Source organism: Mesorhizobium sp. M0030, assembly GCF_040323695.1.
Taxonomy (GTDB): Bacteria; Pseudomonadota; Alphaproteobacteria; order Rhizobiales; family Rhizobiaceae; genus Mesorhizobium.
In genome coordinates, this window is sequence record NZ_JAMYVE010000014.1 from 65,670 (window position 1) to 83,191 (window position 17,522).

Below are 17,522 nucleotides of genomic sequence, written 5' to 3' on the forward strand. Positions count from 1 at the left end.
CGGGTAAGACTGCCGAGCAAGCGGCTCATCAGATCAAACTATGTCCCGGAAGCGCCGAGGCCTCAGTTTCGGAGGAAGGAGACCGATAAGTCTGGTCTGCAATTTTCGCTGTGGTGTTGCCCAGTCTTTCAGCAGAAAACCCGCATCGGAGTTCTTTTCCAGCAATGCAAAAGCCGCAGACAGTCCGATCAGGTCGACCAAGGTCCTGCGCATTGAGTGGCGGGAGATTAAATGCGCCAGTCCCGGCGCCACTTCGCACCAACGATTGGCCAGTGCCCGCCGTATCGCTATTTCAGTATCAGGCGACATCCTGCCGAGGCCAACTCCGGTACCCAGGATGCGCCCGTCCGCCCAGCCATTGCCGCCGTGAAGCCGATAACTGCCAAGAGCCCGCCCAATCCTCACGGTTCCGCCGATCATATGGGCGGCACGAGCCATATAACCATCGGCACATATCTTTATTTCGTCCGGATCGGATGGACGCATGATTTCAAGCGGAGCTCGACGAAACATCATCCCCGATGTGGTTGACCAAAACCAACCCACGGTACCCCGATCAATAAATAATAATGTCGGGTCAGCTTCGGTGTCGACATGCAGGTAGCCGCTCATTTTCGGCATCGATCGCGGGTCGTTCAGGTGGAATACGGGATGACCGCCCGCAAGCAGGTTGCCGGCCGTATCTATCACCACCTCATCGGAGCTCGACATTGCCGCGATACGGGTTTGGCTGAGATGCGCTCTCACATGGCATTCTATGAAGTCAGGATGCCAAGCATCGTCACCGTCAAGAAAGGAGATCAGGGGCCCGGCTGTCGCGTCAAGCCCGGTCATCATTGCTGTCAACTGCCCGCCATTTTGCAGTCGGGGCAGAAAGCGGAAACGACTGTCGCCAAGCTGGGACAGACACTCTTCAATCCTTCGGCGGGAACCGTCGGTCGAAAAATCATCGACCACCACGCATTCGAACGCAGTGTATGTCTGCGCCGCTACGGATCGGATCGCAGTGTCGATGAATGCCTCTTGATTGAAACAGCCTACGCAAACGGATACGGTTGGTAGCGCGATGTGAGAACCAGCTCCGCTTGGGACGATGTTTTCTTTCAAGAGGCGCTTCTCCGTACACCAGATTTGATCGCCTGAGATATTCCGTCGATCAAATGGCGGTGTTTCTTTGCCAAATTTCTCTCTATCGAAGCGAGTTTTTCTCCGCACTCAAGATCGCAATTGCCGCATGTTGACCCTACAGCACGGGTATCGCCCTCCTATCAAGTTCGAGATTGTCAGAGCCATGCTGCGTCATGGCCACAACCTCAGAAAAGGGCACCCTTCCGCGAAGTCGCAACCTGCTCTTCAGGCCAGTTTGCTGTCGGACGATCCGTTCATATCCTATTCGGGAATGTCCGGTACGCCGCTCGGATTAGCAAGTCATATGCCTTTCCGTCCACGCAGCCACCGCGCCTGGTTTCTCATCTCGCCAACCTGGTCCATCGAAAACAGTGCTAGCGTCAAAACCATCCGGACCTATGCCGTTCTGCATAGACTCAAGAACCCCCGTCACTCGCTAATCTTCCTATCCAACACTCAGGCAGAGGCTGATCTGTTGAACCAGTCCGGCGAGGCCGCCGTCCTGCACAACAAGACGTCAACAACCTCCGAACACATATTCAGGCCTCTCGATGACGTCCCTGTAGAATTTGATGCAATCTACAATGCGCAACTGGCTCCGTGGAAGCGCCATGACTTGTCGCTTGGCATCCAGCGTTGCGCATTTGTCTTCTATCGAGATTCAAGCGGGTCCTCCACGACGGAGTCGGAAAGAGCGCGAATAAATCGGCATAGGGAGCTCGCGCCGCATCACGTCTTTATCAACGAGTTTGACGGCACCGGCAAGCCGGTCCGATTGGCACCGGCTCAGGTGAACACGCATCTAAATCGTGCAGCCGTGGGAATCTGTCTCTCTCACCTGGAAGGACCAATGTTCGCCAGCACGGAATATCTTCTCGCGGGCCTTCCAGTGGTCACGACGCCGAACCATGGCGGCCGAGACCTTTATCTGGATGACGACTATTCGCTCACAGTTCCACCCGATCCTCGATCCATCGCGGAGGCTGTCTTAGCGCTGAAGGAGCGACGAATTCCCCGGGATTACATTCGTTCGCAAACTTTGAAACGAATCGAACGAGACCGCGGGCGGTTCATAGACCTTGTAAACGAGATTTTTCTGGAGAGCGGCTCTTCGCGCCGGATCGCCCTGCCTTGGCCTTTCAGATATCCTGTCATGGAGTGGCTTCCACCGCAGGTCGCGATCGATCGATCGCTTTCAGGTTCGGTCGATGCCTTCATCACCGTTTAGAAGCAACACCCTCAGATTGCCGAAGGGCCTAGTCGCCTTGTTAACGCGGTCGAGGAGGCGGAGCAGCCGTTCCATTTTGCTCAACCATCTTCCGTTTTTGCAACCGGCACAGCGCGCTGCAACCACCACGAATGCATGTTCCTGTAATGTTCTTGTCTTGGCCTGAAATCTATGGTTGTCTTGTCCTGACGTCGCTCGCGGTCTGAACCACAAGGCCGAGGCGAGCTGATATCCGGGGGCAGAGCAAGATGGTGGCGCGGGTTCGCACGGTTGCTTTCCAGGGCATCGAGGCCGTACCGGTCGATGTCCAGGTGATGATCGCGCCGGGCAAGGTCGGCATGCAGATTGTCGGCCTGGCCGACAAGGCGGTGGCCGAAAGCCGCGAGCGGGTGCAGGCGGCCCTCCATGCGTCGGGCCTGTCGATGCCGTCGAAGAAGGTGACGGTCAACCTCGCTCCGGCCGATCTGCCCAAGGAAGGCAGCCATTACGATCTGCCGATCGCGCTCGGCCTGATGGCCGCCCTTGGCGCCATTCCGGGCGACATGCTGGCCTCCTATGTCGTGCTCGGAGAATTGTCGCTCGACGGCACCATTGCCACGGTCGCCGGTGCGCTGCCGGCGGCGATCGGCGCCAATGCCGAGGGAAAAGGCCTGATCTGCCCGTTCGGCTGCGGGCCGGAAGCGGCCTGGGCGGGCAAGGATTTCGACATATTGGCGCCGCGCAGCCTGATTGCCATCGCCAATCATTTTCGCGGCACGCAGGTGCTGTCGCGGCCCGAGCCCGGCATCCATGTCTCGGCCCGCGACCTGCCCGACCTTTCAGACATCAAGGGCCAGGAAAGCGCCAAGCGGGCGCTGGAAGTGGCGGCGGCCGGCGGCCACAATCTGTTCGTGTTGTGGACGAAAGACCCCCACTTCGGACCGTGGTCTCGCTTACCGTTCAGTTGACAGGCGAGGGGTGCAAAATGCATCCCATAAGGATTGCATCCCTATCATGGTCAAAACTCATCAAGGTGGCTGGCGTCGCCGGGACGAGGGCTCGTAGGGATTTCTGTCGCTGCCTTTGTGGCCATGAAATTGGTGATGCGGGCTTCTTCAGCTTCCACTGCTGACGTCTCCTCAGCTTCCTTAAGCTCAAGCTCGTGGACGTCCACAAAGTCTCTCAGCTCCATCCACACTTCCGAAAGCCGCCTGCCAAAGTACTTCTCAAGGGCCAAGGCAGCGACTTGGGGGTTATCTGCCATCTTGGTTGAGAACATCTTCGCCATGCCATCAGCATATCGTTGAGCTAATTCCTCCTGCCACACAGAGGCCCTATCCTCATCCATAACATCATACCCACCCTTCGACGCCTTACTGGCACCGAACCAAGACTTGCTGTAGGCAAGGGCTTCATCACCAAGCTGCTTCATGACCGACCGCATGTTGGCGACCTGTCGTTCCGATACTCCCGCCGCTCTGGCGATCTGCGGCTTGGTATACAGCCCTACGAGAACGAGCTTCCAAGCCCGGTTTTGACGCTCTCGGCTGTCCATAGGGAGCTTAGCTGCTGAGTTGGCCGCGCTCGCTGCCAGAACGGCCTCGCTAGGCGACCCCTCAAAGTAGCTTATCGGCACCTCTCGGTCTGGCCTAAGGCGCCCGTAGGCTTCTACGCGGTGATGGCCGTCGATAAGAATGGTCCGCTTCCCGACTACGATCACGGTCAACGGATCAAGGTCCCCCACGCTCTTGATGGCCTTAGTCAGGTCGCCGATATGCTTCTCGCTGACGCCATCTCGGGGCTGGAACAACTCAGGCATGAGCGTGATCGCACTGACGTCCAGCGTCTCGGGCCGCTCCAGGTCAAACTTGACCCCATCATCACGCCATCGCTGCAGGATAGCCTCCTGCTGCTTCCACTCGGTTTCCAGCTCCTCGATCATCCGGTGCGTGGGGTCCGTCTGCGGCAATGGCCGCCCTCCGGCTGTCATCTCTGTGTCCTTTCGGGATTTCTTCAGTGGCGGATAACTTGAAGCCCAGATATTGGGCCGGTAGGAGTCGCGCCTTCTTACCTTGGCTGTTCTGGCAGATCGTGTCCCCGATGTTCGACCAGCAACTCGCAGGCTTGCCCTAGCGCCTCACCAACGTGCCTTAGGACACGGCCACGGGACCTTGGGTAGACGTGGAGTTCCTTGGCGTTCGCCCCCTCGCCCCACCTCTTATGCGTCCCTGAGGCCATCTTGTGGATCAGCTTCGCCGCCTGCACCTGCTTGAACTCGGCCTTGCGCTCGGCCTGCGGATCATCGCGAATGATCATCTCGATTGCGAGCCATGCCGCCACCACCCGGCGAGGGTCCACTGCAGCCTTCCGCAGCCTCGCCCAGGCAGCCTTTGCTCGATCATGGGGCGACAGCCCGCGAAGCCTGAACGCCTCCACATGCGGTCCTGAGGTCTGCAGCAAGGTGGCCACACGGTCGACCGCATTACCGACATAAGTGTCACCCTCTCGAGCCTCCAGCCATGCCAGAGCAACGTCCCTGTATGGGGCGACCTCTCGTGCCCTGTAGGAGCGCCTGTAGGGGCTCCCGTGGCGGGCGTAGTGATCTGCGTGGGCTCGACAGAACCGTGTGTCTAACCCGTCCTCCGTGCCCGCTCTCGCAGGCCTGCTGCATCCGACCACGCGACAGCGACTGAACATATGGCTCGGCTCCTGAGCCCGGCCCTTCACCTCCGCCTTGCGTTCGCGCCTCGCCGTCCAATTCGTCAAATGCCCATCTTCCCCGAAGTAGCCACCCCGCATCCCGGGGGAGGCAACCATCTATCAGCGGCCTGAGATGAGCGACAGAGCCAAATGCGCACACCCTAAACTACGAAGGGAGGAAGGGTCGGTCGGTCCGATGTCCGCTCCCGTGCCTCAAGGCTGCTGATGCACGGCAGTGATGTATGGTAGAGGCGTAGTCGTGGGTATCTGGGGGCGGGGTATGCAGGGTTACAAAATTAGCAAGGGCGGCACGATAACTGGCCGCGACGGAAGCGTCATATTCTTTGACTACGATCGCTTCTCCAAGGACATCTATCATTCAGGACATTGTTTCGTTTGCGGCAAATCACCAAAAAACGGGTTCAACCGGGAGCACGTATTTCCTGACTGGCTCCTCAGGCATTGCGGTCTATATGACCAAGAAATAACGCTACCAAACTTAGTTAAGACACGGTACAGCACATATCGAATACGATGCTGCACACAGTGCAATTCTCGATTAGGTGTCGAGTTCGAGGAGCCAGTTCGAGACATTATTGCGGGAGGCTTTGACCGGGTTCTCGAATATGTTCATGCGGAAGGGCCGCAACTTCTACAACTATGGATGGCGCTGATTTTCCTCAAGGTCCACCTTAAGGACCGGAGTATGATAATTAACAAAGACGCAAGGTCGGATCGGACAACAATCGGAGAAATGTACGATTTAGACGCGCTGCATCATGTCCACGCACTTGCTCGCGCTCGGCTATTCGGAATTGAAATCGACCCCCACGTCTTCGGGACATTTATCTTGGCGCAAGCCAGCCGGTTACACTGCCCAACGACCTTCAATTATGCGGATAATTACCTTGGTCGTTCTATAATGATCCGTGTCAAGGATGTTGTCATGTATAACGTCATTGACGATTGCGGGATCGCGCAGTCAATGCTGGTAAATCAACTGGACAATCTTCCTCAAAGCATGAATGATATTCAGATGTTAGAGCTGTTGGTGCGCTTGACATCCGCAAGTATGCACATTTCATCTCAGCCTCTCTTCCGAACGGCTATTGATATTGCAACTGGAAAGGCGGCTATCCAAGTGGAGCGCCCGGAGCCCGTGGTGCAGGAACTCGATAGAGAACTCCTCGGCAGTCTCATGGAGGGCACGATGTCTCAGTTTGAGCCCGAGCTGATGCGCGAAGGGAAAGTTGCCGAATTGCAAAGCGGGCTCGCAACCACACTGTGGGATGCAGACTTCAAGCCGATAACGCAACCCACATCCAGTGTTCCTCCCCGATGGTAAGGCCCCAGGTGGGGCGAAGGCAGGATGAACGGACGGCGCGCCCGGCGCTCCGCAACTATGCCCCGCACATTTCGTCAAGCAACTTGTAGACCGCGCCGAACGCAGGGAACGTCAAGTCCTTCGGGTTCCTCCTCAGCCATTCGACCGTGGCTTCGTAGAGTGTGTCCGAGGCCACGTGGGCGTTCAGAACGCAAGTTCGGATCTGCATGAATTTTGGATCATCTTTGTCGAGAACCCCTGTGCGAACCTCGACAACGCCCAAGACGTAGCCTTCCCCAAAGGAGCGAGTTTGCTGGAGCAGTTCTGCCCCGCTCATTGCATGTGCCGGAAGAGCGGCGATGATAAGCGCGGCGGTTGCGATTGCGATACGCATCAGGTTCCCCCTTGAGCTGGCGATCCAGCGTAACCTCGGTTCTGCGCGTTGGCGACCTGCAAAGAGCGGGTGCGCTTAACGCGGCCCTGTGAAGTCTTCCGCGAGCCGCTCATCAACCCGCGCTCCAGCGTCCGCTCCGCCCTGGATGGCGGTCCACTTCCCGCCACTGGGGGTAGGGCTGACGCGTCGTGGGCAGCAGCGTCACACCCGGATCACCCAACCGGCTGCCGTTCGGCCTCCTTGACCCGCTTGGCGAGCTTGGCGACAGTGGCGCGGGAGCAATCCATGTCGTCAACGATCTGGTTCCAACTCTGCCCAGCGCGTAGCATGGTCATGATTGTCCTGTTCCGCTTCTCATCCTCAGGACGCCCCTTGAACCGACCCAGCGCCTTTCCCTTGGCGACGCCTTGCGCCTGTCGTCTCCTGCGGTCCTCGTAGTCCTTCCGAGAGATGGCAGCGAGCATCTCCAGCATCATTCCGTTGATCGCATCAGCCATCCGTCGCGTGAACTCGTCCCCGTCTCTGACAAACTGCCACGACGTCGGAAGATCGAGCGCCACCACTCGCACCTGCTTCGCCTTCAAGTCCGTCTGGAGCTTTGCCCAATCTTCTTCGTTGAGGCGGCTGAGCCGGTCCACTTGCTCGACAAGGATAACGTCCTTTGGATGGCAGTCCCGGACCAGCCGCTCCAGTTCGGGCCGCTTCAGCTTCGCACCGCTCTCGTTCTCGACATAGAACGATGCAATGACGAGCCCGCGCTCAGTCGCAAACCGCTCCAGCTCCGCCCGTGCCCGTTCCGCGTCCTGTTCCTTGGTCGATGCCCGAAGATATGCGCGGATGAACATGGTCGAAACCTTCCTTGGTTCACTTTGGTTGGTTTCGTCTAACAGGTACAGTTTGGTTGGTCAACTATCTTGTTTCGGAGGCCGCACAGCTGGTATCGCTACAGCACACCTGAGCGAACTACCCAGCGCTAACTCTAAGGCTTGCCTTTCCGATCCGGGGTGAGCGGCGACCGGCACAACAAAGCAATGGTGATTTAGCCCGCGAAGCGGCAGCCGCATGGATAGACGGCGACCGGGCACGGGGGAACTCCGCGCGAGCCAGTTATCCAATCCCCCCGCTCGCATTTTTGTACCGTATATTCCCAACCCCTAATGGTCGGCCTATATGATCCCCTCATGGCAACTCTGCGGTACGACGTAAGGCGGGAACAGGATGGGACCTTGACGGTGTTCGACGTGTTCACCGGGCAGCCGGCTGTTGTTGCGGGCCACCCATCTGTCGACCTTCCTGATACGGAGTACGCCAAGGAGCTGGCGGACATCCTGAATGCCAACGACCTGAAGCAGAGGCTGTCCCACGGGAGGTTCCCAGGAGGGTTCGCCTGATAGCACTCAGGTGCCGCGCTGGGCCCTCAAATCATCGCTGGCTCTCAGCGAAAAAAGCTCTTGACAATGCATCTAAGTGGACGTTGTTAACCTATTCGTCGCCGGCTGAGGTATAGGCGCTGGCGAGTGGGAAGGGTCTTCAACCTCCTGCCCCTCACGAGGGTTATGACGATGGGCAGCCAATCGGTGTTGTCGGTTGTCGTTCTGGAAGACGAGCCGCTAATTGCGCTCGCCGTTGAAGACACATTGTGTGGTGCCGGCTTCAATGTCTTGGCAGTCCTGCCATCTTGCTCGGGGGCTCTTCGGTGGCTGCAATCGAACTCCCCCGATGTAGCCGTCCTTGATATCGAGCTGAATGATGGAAGCTGCGAGGCCGTGGCTAGGCTCCTTCATGAGCGAAACATCCCGTTTGTTGTCCATTCGGGAAGCACGTTCGATCCTCGCTACTGCGACCCGATCTTTCAAAAGGGAACGTGGGTGTCGAAGCCTGCTGGGGACGATGATGTGGCTAATGCAGTGGCCGCTTGTGTCGGAAGACGGTCCGCCGCATGACGTTTATGGCGCTTCATTGGTTCACCCCAGCAGTCCCCATTAGGGAACCCCTAGGTCTCCGCTACAACGTCTCCTCGGTCGAGGCAGCCGGCGCGCAGCTCCTAAGGTTCACCAAGAGGGGCGCTCATTGGCGACGTGCGGTCCAGGTTTGCGTGGCCTTCAGGAAGCATAGGGCGTCAGCTCAAGAGGTCCAAAGGCTCTTCTGGCTGGCTGCCAAGGAGGAGGGGGTCCTACTCCCCGATTAACAAATGTTAAGTCAACGGGAACAATTCGCCGCCTTGTGCATTGCTGGCCGTCAGTGTTCGACAAACAGGTCGGCCCATGTCATCCATCGTCGTCCTGCTTGTTGAGGATGAGAGTATGATCCTCATAGATGTTGAGCACTCCCTGACTGACGCTGGTTTCGAGGTGGTCTCAGCGACGAAAGGGGCAGATGCAATACGGGCCTTCAACGACGACCCTGAGCGCATTGAGGCCCTAGTCACAGACATAAGACTGGGCGCGGGACCTACTGGTTGGGACGTCGCCCGGCACACTCGGAGCGTCAATCCCGACCTACCTATCATCTACGTGAGCGGCGATGGCGCGGACGATTGGCCCTCGCTCGGGGTGCCCAACAGCATCATGATCACCAAGCCGTTCGTAATGCCACAGATCATTACGGGGCTGGCAACACTGCTCAATCAGGGTGGTCCTGGGATGTAGCCCTCTGGTCGGTCATACGAGTCCCGTCATCCAACTGTCACGCACTGGTCCTATGCATCCACAAATCTGGATGGGTGGATAGATGGACAAAACAGAAGCTCTGCTCGCGCTTGCGGCCCTTAGCCAAGATACACGGTTAGAGGCCTTCCGGCTGCTCGTGCAAGCAGGACCCCAAGGTGTTCCAGCCGGCGAGATCGCTTCGCAACTCGGGACGGTGCAGAACACCATGTCAGCACATCTGAAGGTCCTCGACCGCGCCGGGTTGGTTCGTGCCGAACGCGACGGGCGGATCATCCGGTATCTCGTCGACATGAACGCCTTTCGCGATCTGCTGGCTTACCTGATGGAAGACTGCTGCAGGGGCGGCCCCGAGCTTTGCCAGCCAGTCATCCAAGCGGCGACATGCAAATGCTGACGACCTCAATCTCACCGGAGCCTTGCCACCATGTCCGCTGACCTTCCGCGACGGCTCGCTGCCGAAGCACTCGGAACTGCCATGCTGGTCGCGGCTGTGATCGGGTCCGGCATCATGGCTGAACGGCTCACCCATGACGTGGCGCTTGCCCTACTCTGCAACACCCTGCCGACCGGCTCGATACTGGTCGTGTTGATCACCACACTCGGCCCGATTTCCGGGGCGCACTTCAACCCAGCGGTCACGCTCGTGTTCGGCTTGCGGCACCAGATCAGCCGCGACGTCGCTCTTACCTACGTGGCAGCCCAGCTCACTGGAGGCATTCTCGGCACGCTGGTGGCTCATGCCATGTTCGACATGCCGCTCTTCAGCCTCTCGGCCACGGTGCGCTCGGGGTCTGGCCTGTGGATCGCCGAGGCCGTCGCGACCTTCGGGCTCGTCTTCACCATCCTCGCGGGCCTCCGCTTCCGAGCGGATGCCATCCCGTGGCTGGTTGGGCTCTACATCGTCGCCGCCTACTGGTTCACGGCCTCGACATCGTTCGCGAACCCAGCAGTGGCCGTGGCCCGTGCCCTCTCAAATACCTTCGCGGGCATTCGACCGCTCGACGTCCCCGCCTTCATCGCAGCTCAGCTCGCCGGCGCTCTGGTCGCTATCGCGCTCGCTGGCTGGCTACTCGCGGAACCCCAAGCCCTCACGAAAGTGGAACCTGCCGAATGACAATCACGATCTATCACAACCCCGAGTGCGGCACCTCGCGGAATACGCTGGCCATGATCAGGCAGAGCGGCGAAGAGCCCGAGATCATCGAATACCTCAAGACGCCCCCCTCGCGTGCCAAGCTGGTTGAACTGATCGCAGCCATGGGTATCACTCCGCGTGCCCTGCTTCGGGAGAAGGGAACGCCCTATTGGGAGCTTGGGCTCGCTGACCCGAAGTGGTCGGACGACGATCTGATCGACGCCATGCTCATGCATCCGATCCTGATCAACCGCCCAATCGTAGTGACGCCGCTGGGCGTGGTATTGGCCCGACCCTCCGAGGCAGTACTGCCGATCCTGCCCAATCCCGACATCGGCCCCTTCACCAAGGAGGATGGCGAGGTGGTGATTGACGCGAGCGGCAAGCTGGTCGTTTGACCATATTTCGATCATTGTCGAAATAGGTGTTGACCTGCGGGAAAAATGGGTGCACCCTATTTCCATGAACCTCGAACAAGCCGCAAAACAACTCGAAGCCATCGGCAACCCGACACGGCTCAAGCTCTATCGGACACTGGTCAGAGCCGGCGAAGCAGGCAGGCCAGTTGGGCACTTGCAGGACAGTCTTGGCATCGCGGCCTCGACGCTGTCCCATCACCTCCATCGCCTCATTCTTACTGGCCTCGTGACACAGGAAAGGCAGGCAACGACACTGATCTGTCGGGCCAACTATCCCATCATGAGGGACCTGATCGGCTTCCTGGCTGACGAGTGCTGCGCCGACGCCGCCTGCATCGGTGTCGAGACAGAGGCGGCGGCATAGCTTCTTTTTTGTCTCATATTTCGATGATCCCGGAAGGATAGAACAATGTCGAAGAATGATCCGAACACTCTCCCCGTCGCCGTTATCGGGGCAGGGCCGGTCGGCTTGGCGGCTGCAGTCCAGCTCATTCAAAGGGGGGTCCCTGTGAAGGTCTACGAGGCTGGCGCTGGCATCGCCACCAATCTCAGGGACTGGGGCCATGTCCGGGTGTTCACCCCTTGGCGCTACTGTGTCGACCAGACGGCCCGAAGGCTTCTTGAGCGCGCTGGCTGGACGATGCCGGAGCCGGAAACATTCCCTACCGCTGATGAACTGGTTGGGCTCTACCTCGAGCCGCTCGCAAAGCTTCCTGAACTCTCGTCGTCCATCGAAACTGGCGCGAGGGTGGTTGGGGTCTCCCGCTGGGGTGCAGATAAGGTCGTAAGCAAGGATCGACAGGTGCGGCCCTTCATGCTGGTGGTTGAGACAGCCGGCGGGGTGAGGCGTGACAGAGCGCGGGCCGTTATTGATGCGTCAGGTACTTGGCAGACGCCAAATCCACTCGGGGCCGGTGGGATCGCGGCGGAGGGTGAGACGGAGTTTGCCGACAGGATCGCCTACGGTATTCCCGACATTCTCGGCCACGACCGCAGCCTCTATGCCGGCCGCACCACGCTTGTTGCCGGTTCAGGCCATTCGGCGGCCAACGCCTTACTCGACCTCGACAGGCTGGCTTCGGTGGAGCCCGGAACCACTTTCCTCTGGACGACACGCGGCACTGATCTGGTTCGTATCTTCGGCGGCGGGGATGCTGACCAACTGCCCGCCCGTGGCGAGCTAGGCGCTGACGTTCGTGAGCTGGTGGAAAGTGGCCGTGCAAGGTTGGTGCCGGGCTTCGCGGCGGTAGCCATCCGCTCCTCTGATGGCATCCTGACGGTGGAGGGCCACACGAAAGATGGATTGCATGAGATCGGTCCTGTCGACCGGATCATCGCAGCGACAGGACAACGCCCCGATCTCTCAATGACCCGCGAGCTTAGGCTGGACCTCGACCCATGGCTTGAGAGCGTCAAGGCGTTAGGGCCTCTAATCGATCCCAACGAGCATTCTTGCGGTGACGTCCCGCCCCACGGGCATCGCGAACTCAGCCACCCGGAACCAGACTTCTACACGGTCGGAATCAAGAGCTATGGTCGCGCTCCGACCTTCCTGCTGCTGACCGGCTATGAACAGGTTCGCTCGGTTGCAGCAGCGCTCGCCGGGGACGTCGCAGCAGCCGACGCCGTACAACTCGTGCTGCCTGAGACCGGCGTCTGTACCGTTCCGGCATCAGCGGCAGGCTCGGCCTCCAAGGGGTGTTGTGGTGGCCCAGCCGCTGTCGCGGTGGATGCCTGCTGCGTCGCCGACGCCGTAGCGAAAGCCGCTGGCAAGGGCGGTTGCGGTTGCAAAGTAGCCGCATGATCGTGTCGCCAACCATGACTGAGCGCGGTCGCCGAACCGTAATCACTGTGCTTGGACTGACCCAAATCATGGCGTGGGGGTCCTCATACTATCTGCCGGCGGTCATTGCGCCTGCGGTCGCCGCCGATACCGGCTGGCCTCTGCCATGGGTCGTCGGTGGCTTGTCGCTCGGATTGCTCATTGCTGGGGTGATTTCGCCGCACGTCGGCGCCTCCATCGAACGGCATGGGGGCCGTAACGTGCTGGCGTTCAGCGCGGCTTGCATCGGCCTCGGACAGATCGGCCTCGCCGTCGCCCCGAACCTTGCCCTGTATATCGCGGCATGGCTGGTGATCGGGCTTGGGATGGGAGCCGGGCTATACGACGCTGCCTTTGCGACGCTTGGGCGGCTGTATGGCCATAGCGCACGCTCCGCCATCACCACACTTTCGTTGTTCGGCGGCTTCGCCAGCACGGTCTGCTGGCCTCTTTCGGCCTTCCTGATGGGCGAGATTGGTTGGCGGGGCACCTGCTTGGTCTACGCCGCTGTGCAGCTCCTGATCGCGCTGCCGCTCTACATCTTCATGCTGCCGCGTGGGATACCGCTTGAGAGCCATCAAGGTCAGCCTGCGGCCGCTCAGGGGTCGATGCCCCTGCAACCGCCGTCAACACCGGTCATGATCGTCCTGGCTGCTACACTGACGCTGGCAGCGGTCATCTCCTCGACAGTGTCGGTTCATCTTCTGACCATCCTGCAGGCCAGTGGTCTGACGCTTGCGGCTGCGGTCGGATTTGGGGCAATGGTCGGTCCCTCACAGGTGTCAGCGCGCACCGTCGAGATGATGATCGCTCGTTTCCATCATCCGATCTGGACGAAACTGGCATCGGTGACCTTCGTCGCGGTCGGCATTGCAGCGCTTTGGGTCGGGATGCCGGTTGTTGCCGTCGCACTGGCCTTCTATGGAGGCGGCATCGGCCTTGAGACCATTGCGCGAGGCACGCTGCCCCTCGCCCTGTTCGGCCCCACCGGCTACGCAAAGCTAATGGGGCGTCTGGCCATGCCGAGCTTGATCGCCCAAGCAGCCGCTCCATCAATCGGGGCATTGCTGCTGGAACGCGGAGGCGCCCACGGAACGCTTGCCGTTCTCTTGATTTTGGCGCTGCTGAACGTCGCGCTGGCCGGCGGTTTGGGCTGGATGATCTTCCGCCACCGAGCCCTGCAGCTTCGATTGCAGTAGCTCGGGGTCTGCCTCAGGCTTCCTCCCTCAAGATCGCCATTCGCATCGCCCGCGTTGCCTCCTCGAGCCTCCCCTCGGGTCCCCCATAGGTTTCCCCGTCGCCACCCAGCGTGTGACCCAGAATGAGGTTTTGCTTGTCCCTGTCGACATCGCCCCGGCGCAGCGTGTCCTTCATGTTATGCCGCAGCGAATGCACCACCTTCTTGCGGTCATCAGTCACGATGCGCACATGCTTCATTAGAGCCGCCGACGCGCTTGTGTTGCCACCCGCCCGTCCGTATCGGGGGAATAGCATCGGCCCGTCACTAAGCCCCACGGCTGCCTTATACCGAACCCGGCAGCGACCCCCGCGATGACCTGTGCTGCACCTGTCAAGAGGGCACCCTCGGCGTGGGCATTGTGGCCGAGCAGCAAGACCCCGGCGATCACGAGAAGCATGATTGCGATGATCTTGTACAGGGTCTCAGACCGAAGCCGGGTCGCCCATCCAGCCCCAAGCCACGCGCCTATCAAGCTACCAGCGAGCAAGTTAGCGATGACGGGCCAATGCGACGCCAATTCTCCGAACGGCACCGTTTGAGCCCTGAAGGGCAACGCCGTCGCCACCACGATTAGGCTCATCGCCTGTTGAGGATCACGGCCTCCAATGCCCCGAAGTTGAACAGGCCAATCAGCAGTGGCAGGCGGAACTCAGCGCCACCAAGACCTACGAGCCCGCCCAGCGCCCCGATGACCAAACCCCCGCCGAACGCGAGGGGCTTGCTGGGTGAAGTCTGGGCGACAGCCATGGGCTCTTCGGTCAAGGCGTTGTACTCCGTGGGAAACAACGCTGTAGGCCATCTTTGCCGGAGCCGCTAGGTCAGCCATGTCGTGCACGTCGTCGCCAACGAAGAGTGTCGTCGGTTCAGTGATCGTCCTTCGGCCACGCATACATGATACTCGACACTTCGCCGGGCGCGTGTTTCCAGTGGAACAACAGGAACCCTGTCGACCAGTCCACTTCGACCTTGGTGAACAACTGCCGCAGGGTCGCATTTATCGCCGCAACGTCTCGCGAACCCTCCCCCTCAGCGGCATCCACAAGCTCACTGATCGTCGCTTGCACGCGGTTTGTCAGCGTGTCCGCTATCCGCCGCTCAAGGTCAGCCTTGTTGCGCCTTATGTCTTCCCGCGCTGCCTCGTTCTGCCAGAGTCGGTCGAGTAGTGCCGAGGAGTGTCCACCCCGCTCGATGGCCTTAACCACGTTCTCGATCTCGTCGCTCACTGCCATCTCAGCAGTGTTCGCCCGATCCCATTCCCCCTGCAGCGCCTCGTCGGTCGAGGGGAGAAGCTCGTACAGGACCGCCGCCTTCTCCATTATGGCCTCCTCGACATCGTTAAGGCGGACTTGTCGATACTCACAACCTGTCCCAGCAGCACGCCGCGCCTTCGCTTTCGCCACGGTGCAGACCAGATAGGGCCGGCCTCCCTTGGGTCCGCTGCCCTTGTTAACTCGGGTCATCGTCGCCCCACACTTCGGGCACTTGGCGAGCCCCGCAAGGATGTTTGCCATCCCCGCCTTGCTGCTTCCCCTCACAGCCCGCCTGTTGGTCATGGCGTCAACCCTGTCGAACATCTCGCGGTCGATGACGGCTGGGAAATACCCCTCGACAGTGTCCGTCGGAATACGCCGCCTCTTTCCCCCCGTCACCTCGATGCGATGTGGTGTAAAGGTTCCAACTACGGACGGGTCTGCCAGCATCTTCGCGATGTAGGTGCGGTGCCACATGTCGGCGGGCTTCGGCTTCAATCCGGCCTTTCGTTCTGCCGGGGTCCGCCGCTTGGTCCCAAACGGGGCAACACCTTCACGGTTCAGGGTCTCGGCAATCGTGTGCTGCCCCTTCCCCGCCAACGTCATGTCGAACACTCGGCTGACCACAGCGGCTCGCTCGGGAATCTCGTCGAACCCCGTGCGGTCGTCCCTGAGGCGTAGCCAGCCAGGGCACAATGCCGACAGTGGTTTCGCTGCCGCGTTCTTGCGCTTGTTCCCCCATGCTTCCCGCAGTCGCCGTGCCTTCGTGGCGCTCTCCTCGTTCGCCCGCGCGAAGTACATGATCGAGGCGAACAGCATCATCGTATCTTGGTTGAGAGTTTCCTTGGTGTACGTCCTGTTGTCGGAGAGCGTTACGACATTGACCCCGGCGTCTACGATGTCTTCAAGCGTCCGCAGCGCCTTGCGGGGCGTCTCCCGAGACACGCGGTCGAGGTTCTCTACAAGAAGATACGACCCCTGCTCTACATCCCCGGATTTGACGTACGAGAGAAACTCACCAAGCATGCCATCTGCCATGTTGCCGCCCCGGAAGGCCGACTTTCCGAGGTCGTGGAAGGTGAACTTGGTGTCCATGTCCAAGCCGTGCAGTGCCGCGTATTTCTCAGCCGCCTCAGTCTGGCGTCGGAAGCTGTCGCCCTTGGCTTGTTCTGGCGTGGAGAAGCGAACATAGGAGTACGCTTTTGTCAGGTTGGTAGGGGTGTGTTTCGTCATGATCTGGGCCTTACATGGGTGAGGGTCTTCTGTCCATATCATGTTGATGGTCGGGCCTCCCGGCTCGGGAAAATCGATGCTGGCGCAGAGGCTGCCTTCAATTCTGCCGCCACTGGCGCCCAAGGAACTTCTTGAAGTCTCGATGATCGCCTCGGTGGCCGGCGAGCTCGGCGAAGGCAAGCTCACCGACCGGCGGCCGTTCCGCGCCCCGCACCATTCGGCTTCGATGGCGGCAATGGTCGGCGGCGGCATCAGGGCGCGGCCGGGCGAAGTATCGCTTGCCCATAACGGCGTCCTGTTCCTCGACGAGTTTCCCGAATTCACGCCGCAGACCTTGGATGCGCTGCGCCAGCCACTGGAGACCGGCGACTGCATGATCGCGCGCGCCAACCACCGCGTCACCTATCCAGCGCGCATCCAGCTGGTGGCGGCGATGAACCCGTGCCGTTGCGGCATGGCCGGCGAGCCCGGCTATCGCTGCCTGCGCGGTGAGCGCTGCCGCACCGACTACCAGGCGCGCATTTCCGGCCCGCTGCTCGACCGCATCGATCTCAGGATCGAGGTACCGGCGGTCTCGGCCGCCGACCTGATCCGGCCCGACCGAGCGGAGAAAAGTGCAGCCGTCGCCCAGCGCGTGGCGCGCGCCCGCACCATCCAGCGCGAACGTTTCGAGCGGCTGGGCGTTACCAGCGCCACCACCAACGCCCATTGCTCGCCTTCTGTTATCGAGGACATCGCGATGCCGGATGCCGCCGGCCTGTCGCTGCTGAAAGACGCCAGCGAGAAACTCGGCTTTTCCGCGCGCGCCTATCACCGCGTGCTCAAAGTGGCGCGCACACTGGCTGACCTCGACGCCAGCGAAACCGTCGGCCGAATTCACCTGGCCGAGGCGATTTCCTACCGCATGATGTCGGAGCGGGTAGCGCAGGCGGCGTAACGCTCCTCCTTGAGGGGAAGGTGGCCCCGAAGCGGCAGGGTGGGGGTCGCCGAAGAATGGTCGA

General features: G+C 60.3%; 16 protein-coding genes and 3 pseudogenes. 12 read left to right on the plus strand and 7 right to left on the minus strand.

Features of this window, described 5'->3' with window-relative positions; translation table 11 throughout:
• Positions 1-33: 33 nt before the first annotated feature.
• The gene (locus tag NKJ80_RS24950; protein WP_023673180.1) at positions 34-1,107 is read right to left on the minus strand and encodes a glycosyltransferase family 2 protein; all 1,074 of its coding nucleotides are present in this window, start codon (positions 1,105-1,107) and stop codon (positions 34-36) included.
• A 184-nt stretch (positions 1,108-1,291) separates the two neighbouring features.
• Here NKJ80_RS24950 and NKJ80_RS24955 point away from each other — a divergent pair, with 184 nt between their 5' ends.
• Both NKJ80_RS24955 and NKJ80_RS24960 read left to right on the plus strand, forming a co-directional pair.
• Positions 1,292-2,356 (plus strand): glycosyltransferase, encoded by a 1,065-nt coding sequence (locus NKJ80_RS24955; RefSeq protein ID WP_352498486.1) that lies wholly within the window; start codon positions 1,292-1,294, stop codon positions 2,354-2,356.
• Between the two features lie 248 nt (positions 2,357-2,604).
• Positions 2,605-3,252 (plus strand): annotated as a pseudogene (locus NKJ80_RS24960) (magnesium chelatase domain-containing protein); the annotation flags it as partial.
• A 101-nt stretch (positions 3,253-3,353) separates the two neighbouring features.
• On the opposite strand, the gene NKJ80_RS24965 reads toward NKJ80_RS24960, so the two are convergent.
• Complete coding sequence (locus NKJ80_RS24965; protein WP_352498487.1) at positions 3,354-4,304, minus strand: ParB N-terminal domain-containing protein; 951 nt, start codon at positions 4,302-4,304, stop codon at positions 3,354-3,356.
• A 1,011-nt stretch (positions 4,305-5,315) separates the two neighbouring features.
• Here NKJ80_RS24965 and NKJ80_RS24970 point away from each other — a divergent pair.
• Complete coding sequence (locus tag NKJ80_RS24970) at positions 5,316-6,380, plus strand: hypothetical protein (RefSeq protein ID WP_352498488.1); 1,065 nt, start codon at positions 5,316-5,318, stop codon at positions 6,378-6,380.
• Between the two features lie 55 nt (positions 6,381-6,435).
• Here the strand turns inward: NKJ80_RS24970 and NKJ80_RS24975 are convergent, their stop codons facing one another.
• Together NKJ80_RS24975 and NKJ80_RS24980 are read right to left on the minus strand one after the other, a co-directional pair.
• Complete coding sequence (locus NKJ80_RS24975; protein WP_352498489.1) at positions 6,436-6,753, minus strand: Rap1a family protein; 318 nt, start codon at positions 6,751-6,753, stop codon at positions 6,436-6,438.
• A gap of 212 nt (positions 6,754-6,965) precedes the next feature.
• Positions 6,966-7,598 (minus strand): recombinase family protein, encoded by a 633-nt coding sequence (locus tag NKJ80_RS24980; RefSeq protein WP_352498490.1) that lies wholly within the window; start codon positions 7,596-7,598, stop codon positions 6,966-6,968.
• Between the two features lie 381 nt (positions 7,599-7,979).
• On the opposite strand from NKJ80_RS24980, the gene NKJ80_RS24985 reads away from it, so the two are divergent.
• The 8 genes from NKJ80_RS24985 (at position 7,980) to NKJ80_RS25020 (ending at position 13,997) form a co-directional block, all read left to right on the plus strand.
• Positions 7,980-8,144 carry a hypothetical protein gene (locus tag NKJ80_RS24985; RefSeq protein WP_352498552.1) on the plus strand — a complete coding sequence of 55 codons (165 nt, stop codon included), beginning with the start codon at positions 7,980-7,982 and terminating at the stop codon, positions 8,142-8,144.
• 873 nt (positions 8,145-9,017) lie between these two features.
• Positions 9,018-9,401 (plus strand): response regulator, encoded by a 384-nt coding sequence (locus tag NKJ80_RS24990; RefSeq protein ID WP_352498491.1) that lies wholly within the window; start codon positions 9,018-9,020, stop codon positions 9,399-9,401.
• Between the two features lie 82 nt (positions 9,402-9,483).
• A complete protein-coding gene (locus tag NKJ80_RS24995) occupies positions 9,484-9,816 on the plus strand; it encodes an ArsR/SmtB family transcription factor (protein ID WP_352498492.1) in 333 nt (110 codons plus the stop codon).
• Positions 9,817-9,846: 30 nt separating this feature from the next.
• Positions 9,847-10,536 carry an aquaporin gene (locus NKJ80_RS25000; RefSeq protein ID WP_352498493.1) on the plus strand — a complete coding sequence of 230 codons (690 nt, stop codon included), beginning with the start codon at positions 9,847-9,849 and terminating at the stop codon, positions 10,534-10,536.
• Positions 10,533-10,955 (plus strand): arsenate reductase (glutaredoxin), encoded by a 423-nt coding sequence (gene arsC / locus NKJ80_RS25005; protein WP_352498494.1) that lies wholly within the window; start codon positions 10,533-10,535, stop codon positions 10,953-10,955. The genes NKJ80_RS25000 and arsC overlap by 4 nt, the downstream gene beginning before the upstream one ends.
• A gap of 64 nt (positions 10,956-11,019) precedes the next feature.
• Positions 11,020-11,340: an ArsR/SmtB family transcription factor gene (locus NKJ80_RS25010; RefSeq protein ID WP_023804550.1), complete on the plus strand. Its 321-nt coding sequence runs from the start codon at positions 11,020-11,022 to the stop codon at positions 11,338-11,340.
• 45 nt (positions 11,341-11,385) lie between these two features.
• Complete coding sequence (locus NKJ80_RS25015) at positions 11,386-12,780, plus strand: NAD(P)-binding protein (protein WP_352498495.1); 1,395 nt, start codon at positions 11,386-11,388, stop codon at positions 12,778-12,780.
• A complete protein-coding gene (locus NKJ80_RS25020; protein WP_352498496.1) occupies positions 12,777-13,997 on the plus strand; it encodes an MFS transporter in 1,221 nt (406 codons plus the stop codon). The genes NKJ80_RS25015 and NKJ80_RS25020 overlap by 4 nt, the downstream gene beginning before the upstream one ends.
• Positions 13,998-14,010: 13 nt before the next feature.
• Here the strand turns inward: NKJ80_RS25020 and NKJ80_RS25025 are convergent, their stop codons facing one another.
• The 3 genes and pseudogenes from NKJ80_RS25025 to NKJ80_RS25035 form a co-directional block, all read right to left on the minus strand.
• A complete protein-coding gene (locus NKJ80_RS25025; protein WP_352498553.1) occupies positions 14,011-14,235 on the minus strand; it encodes a site-specific integrase in 225 nt (74 codons plus the stop codon).
• A 92-nt stretch (positions 14,236-14,327) separates the two neighbouring features.
• Positions 14,328-14,785: pseudogene (locus tag NKJ80_RS25030) on the minus strand (TSUP family transporter); the annotation flags it as partial.
• A gap of 116 nt (positions 14,786-14,901) precedes the next feature.
• Positions 14,902-16,521: a recombinase family protein gene (locus NKJ80_RS25035; RefSeq protein ID WP_352498497.1), complete on the minus strand. Its 1,620-nt coding sequence runs from the start codon at positions 16,519-16,521 to the stop codon at positions 14,902-14,904.
• 34 nt (positions 16,522-16,555) lie between these two features.
• On the opposite strand from NKJ80_RS25035, the pseudogene NKJ80_RS25040 reads away from it, so the two are divergent.
• Positions 16,556-17,458, plus strand: a pseudogene (locus NKJ80_RS25040) (YifB family Mg chelatase-like AAA ATPase); the annotation flags it as partial.
• Positions 17,459-17,522: the final 64 nt, after the last annotated feature.

What these genes read in the sequence shown, in the direction of transcription:
- NKJ80_RS24995 (WP_352498492.1), top strand. Translation starts at nt 9,484, where the DNA reads ATGGACAAAACAGAAGCTCTGCTCGCGCTTGCGGCCCTTAGCCAAGAT.
- NKJ80_RS24955 (WP_352498486.1), top strand. Translation starts at nt 1,292, where the DNA reads ATGCTGCGTCATGGCCACAACCTCAGAAAAGGGCACCCTTCCGCGAAG.
- NKJ80_RS25020 (WP_352498496.1), top strand. Translation starts at nt 12,777, where the DNA reads ATGATCGTGTCGCCAACCATGACTGAGCGCGGTCGCCGAACCGTAATC.
- NKJ80_RS25035 (WP_352498497.1), bottom strand. Translation starts at nt 16,521, where the DNA reads ATGACGAAACACACCCCTACCAACCTGACAAAAGCGTACTCCTATGTT.
- NKJ80_RS25010 (WP_023804550.1), top strand. Translation starts at nt 11,020, where the DNA reads ATGAACCTCGAACAAGCCGCAAAACAACTCGAAGCCATCGGCAACCCG.
- NKJ80_RS25025 (WP_352498553.1), bottom strand. Translation starts at nt 14,235, where the DNA reads ATGAAGCATGTGCGCATCGTGACTGATGACCGCAAGAAGGTGGTGCAT.
- NKJ80_RS24990 (WP_352498491.1), top strand. Translation starts at nt 9,018, where the DNA reads ATGTCATCCATCGTCGTCCTGCTTGTTGAGGATGAGAGTATGATCCTC.
- NKJ80_RS24970 (WP_352498488.1), top strand. Translation starts at nt 5,316, where the DNA reads ATGCAGGGTTACAAAATTAGCAAGGGCGGCACGATAACTGGCCGCGAC.
- NKJ80_RS25015 (WP_352498495.1), top strand. Translation starts at nt 11,386, where the DNA reads ATGTCGAAGAATGATCCGAACACTCTCCCCGTCGCCGTTATCGGGGCA.
- NKJ80_RS24975 (WP_352498489.1), bottom strand. Translation starts at nt 6,753, where the DNA reads ATGCGTATCGCAATCGCAACCGCCGCGCTTATCATCGCCGCTCTTCCG.
- NKJ80_RS24980 (WP_352498490.1), bottom strand. Translation starts at nt 7,598, where the DNA reads ATGTTCATCCGCGCATATCTTCGGGCATCGACCAAGGAACAGGACGCG.
- NKJ80_RS25000 (WP_352498493.1), top strand. Translation starts at nt 9,847, where the DNA reads ATGTCCGCTGACCTTCCGCGACGGCTCGCTGCCGAAGCACTCGGAACT.
- arsC (WP_352498494.1), top strand. Translation starts at nt 10,533, where the DNA reads ATGACAATCACGATCTATCACAACCCCGAGTGCGGCACCTCGCGGAAT.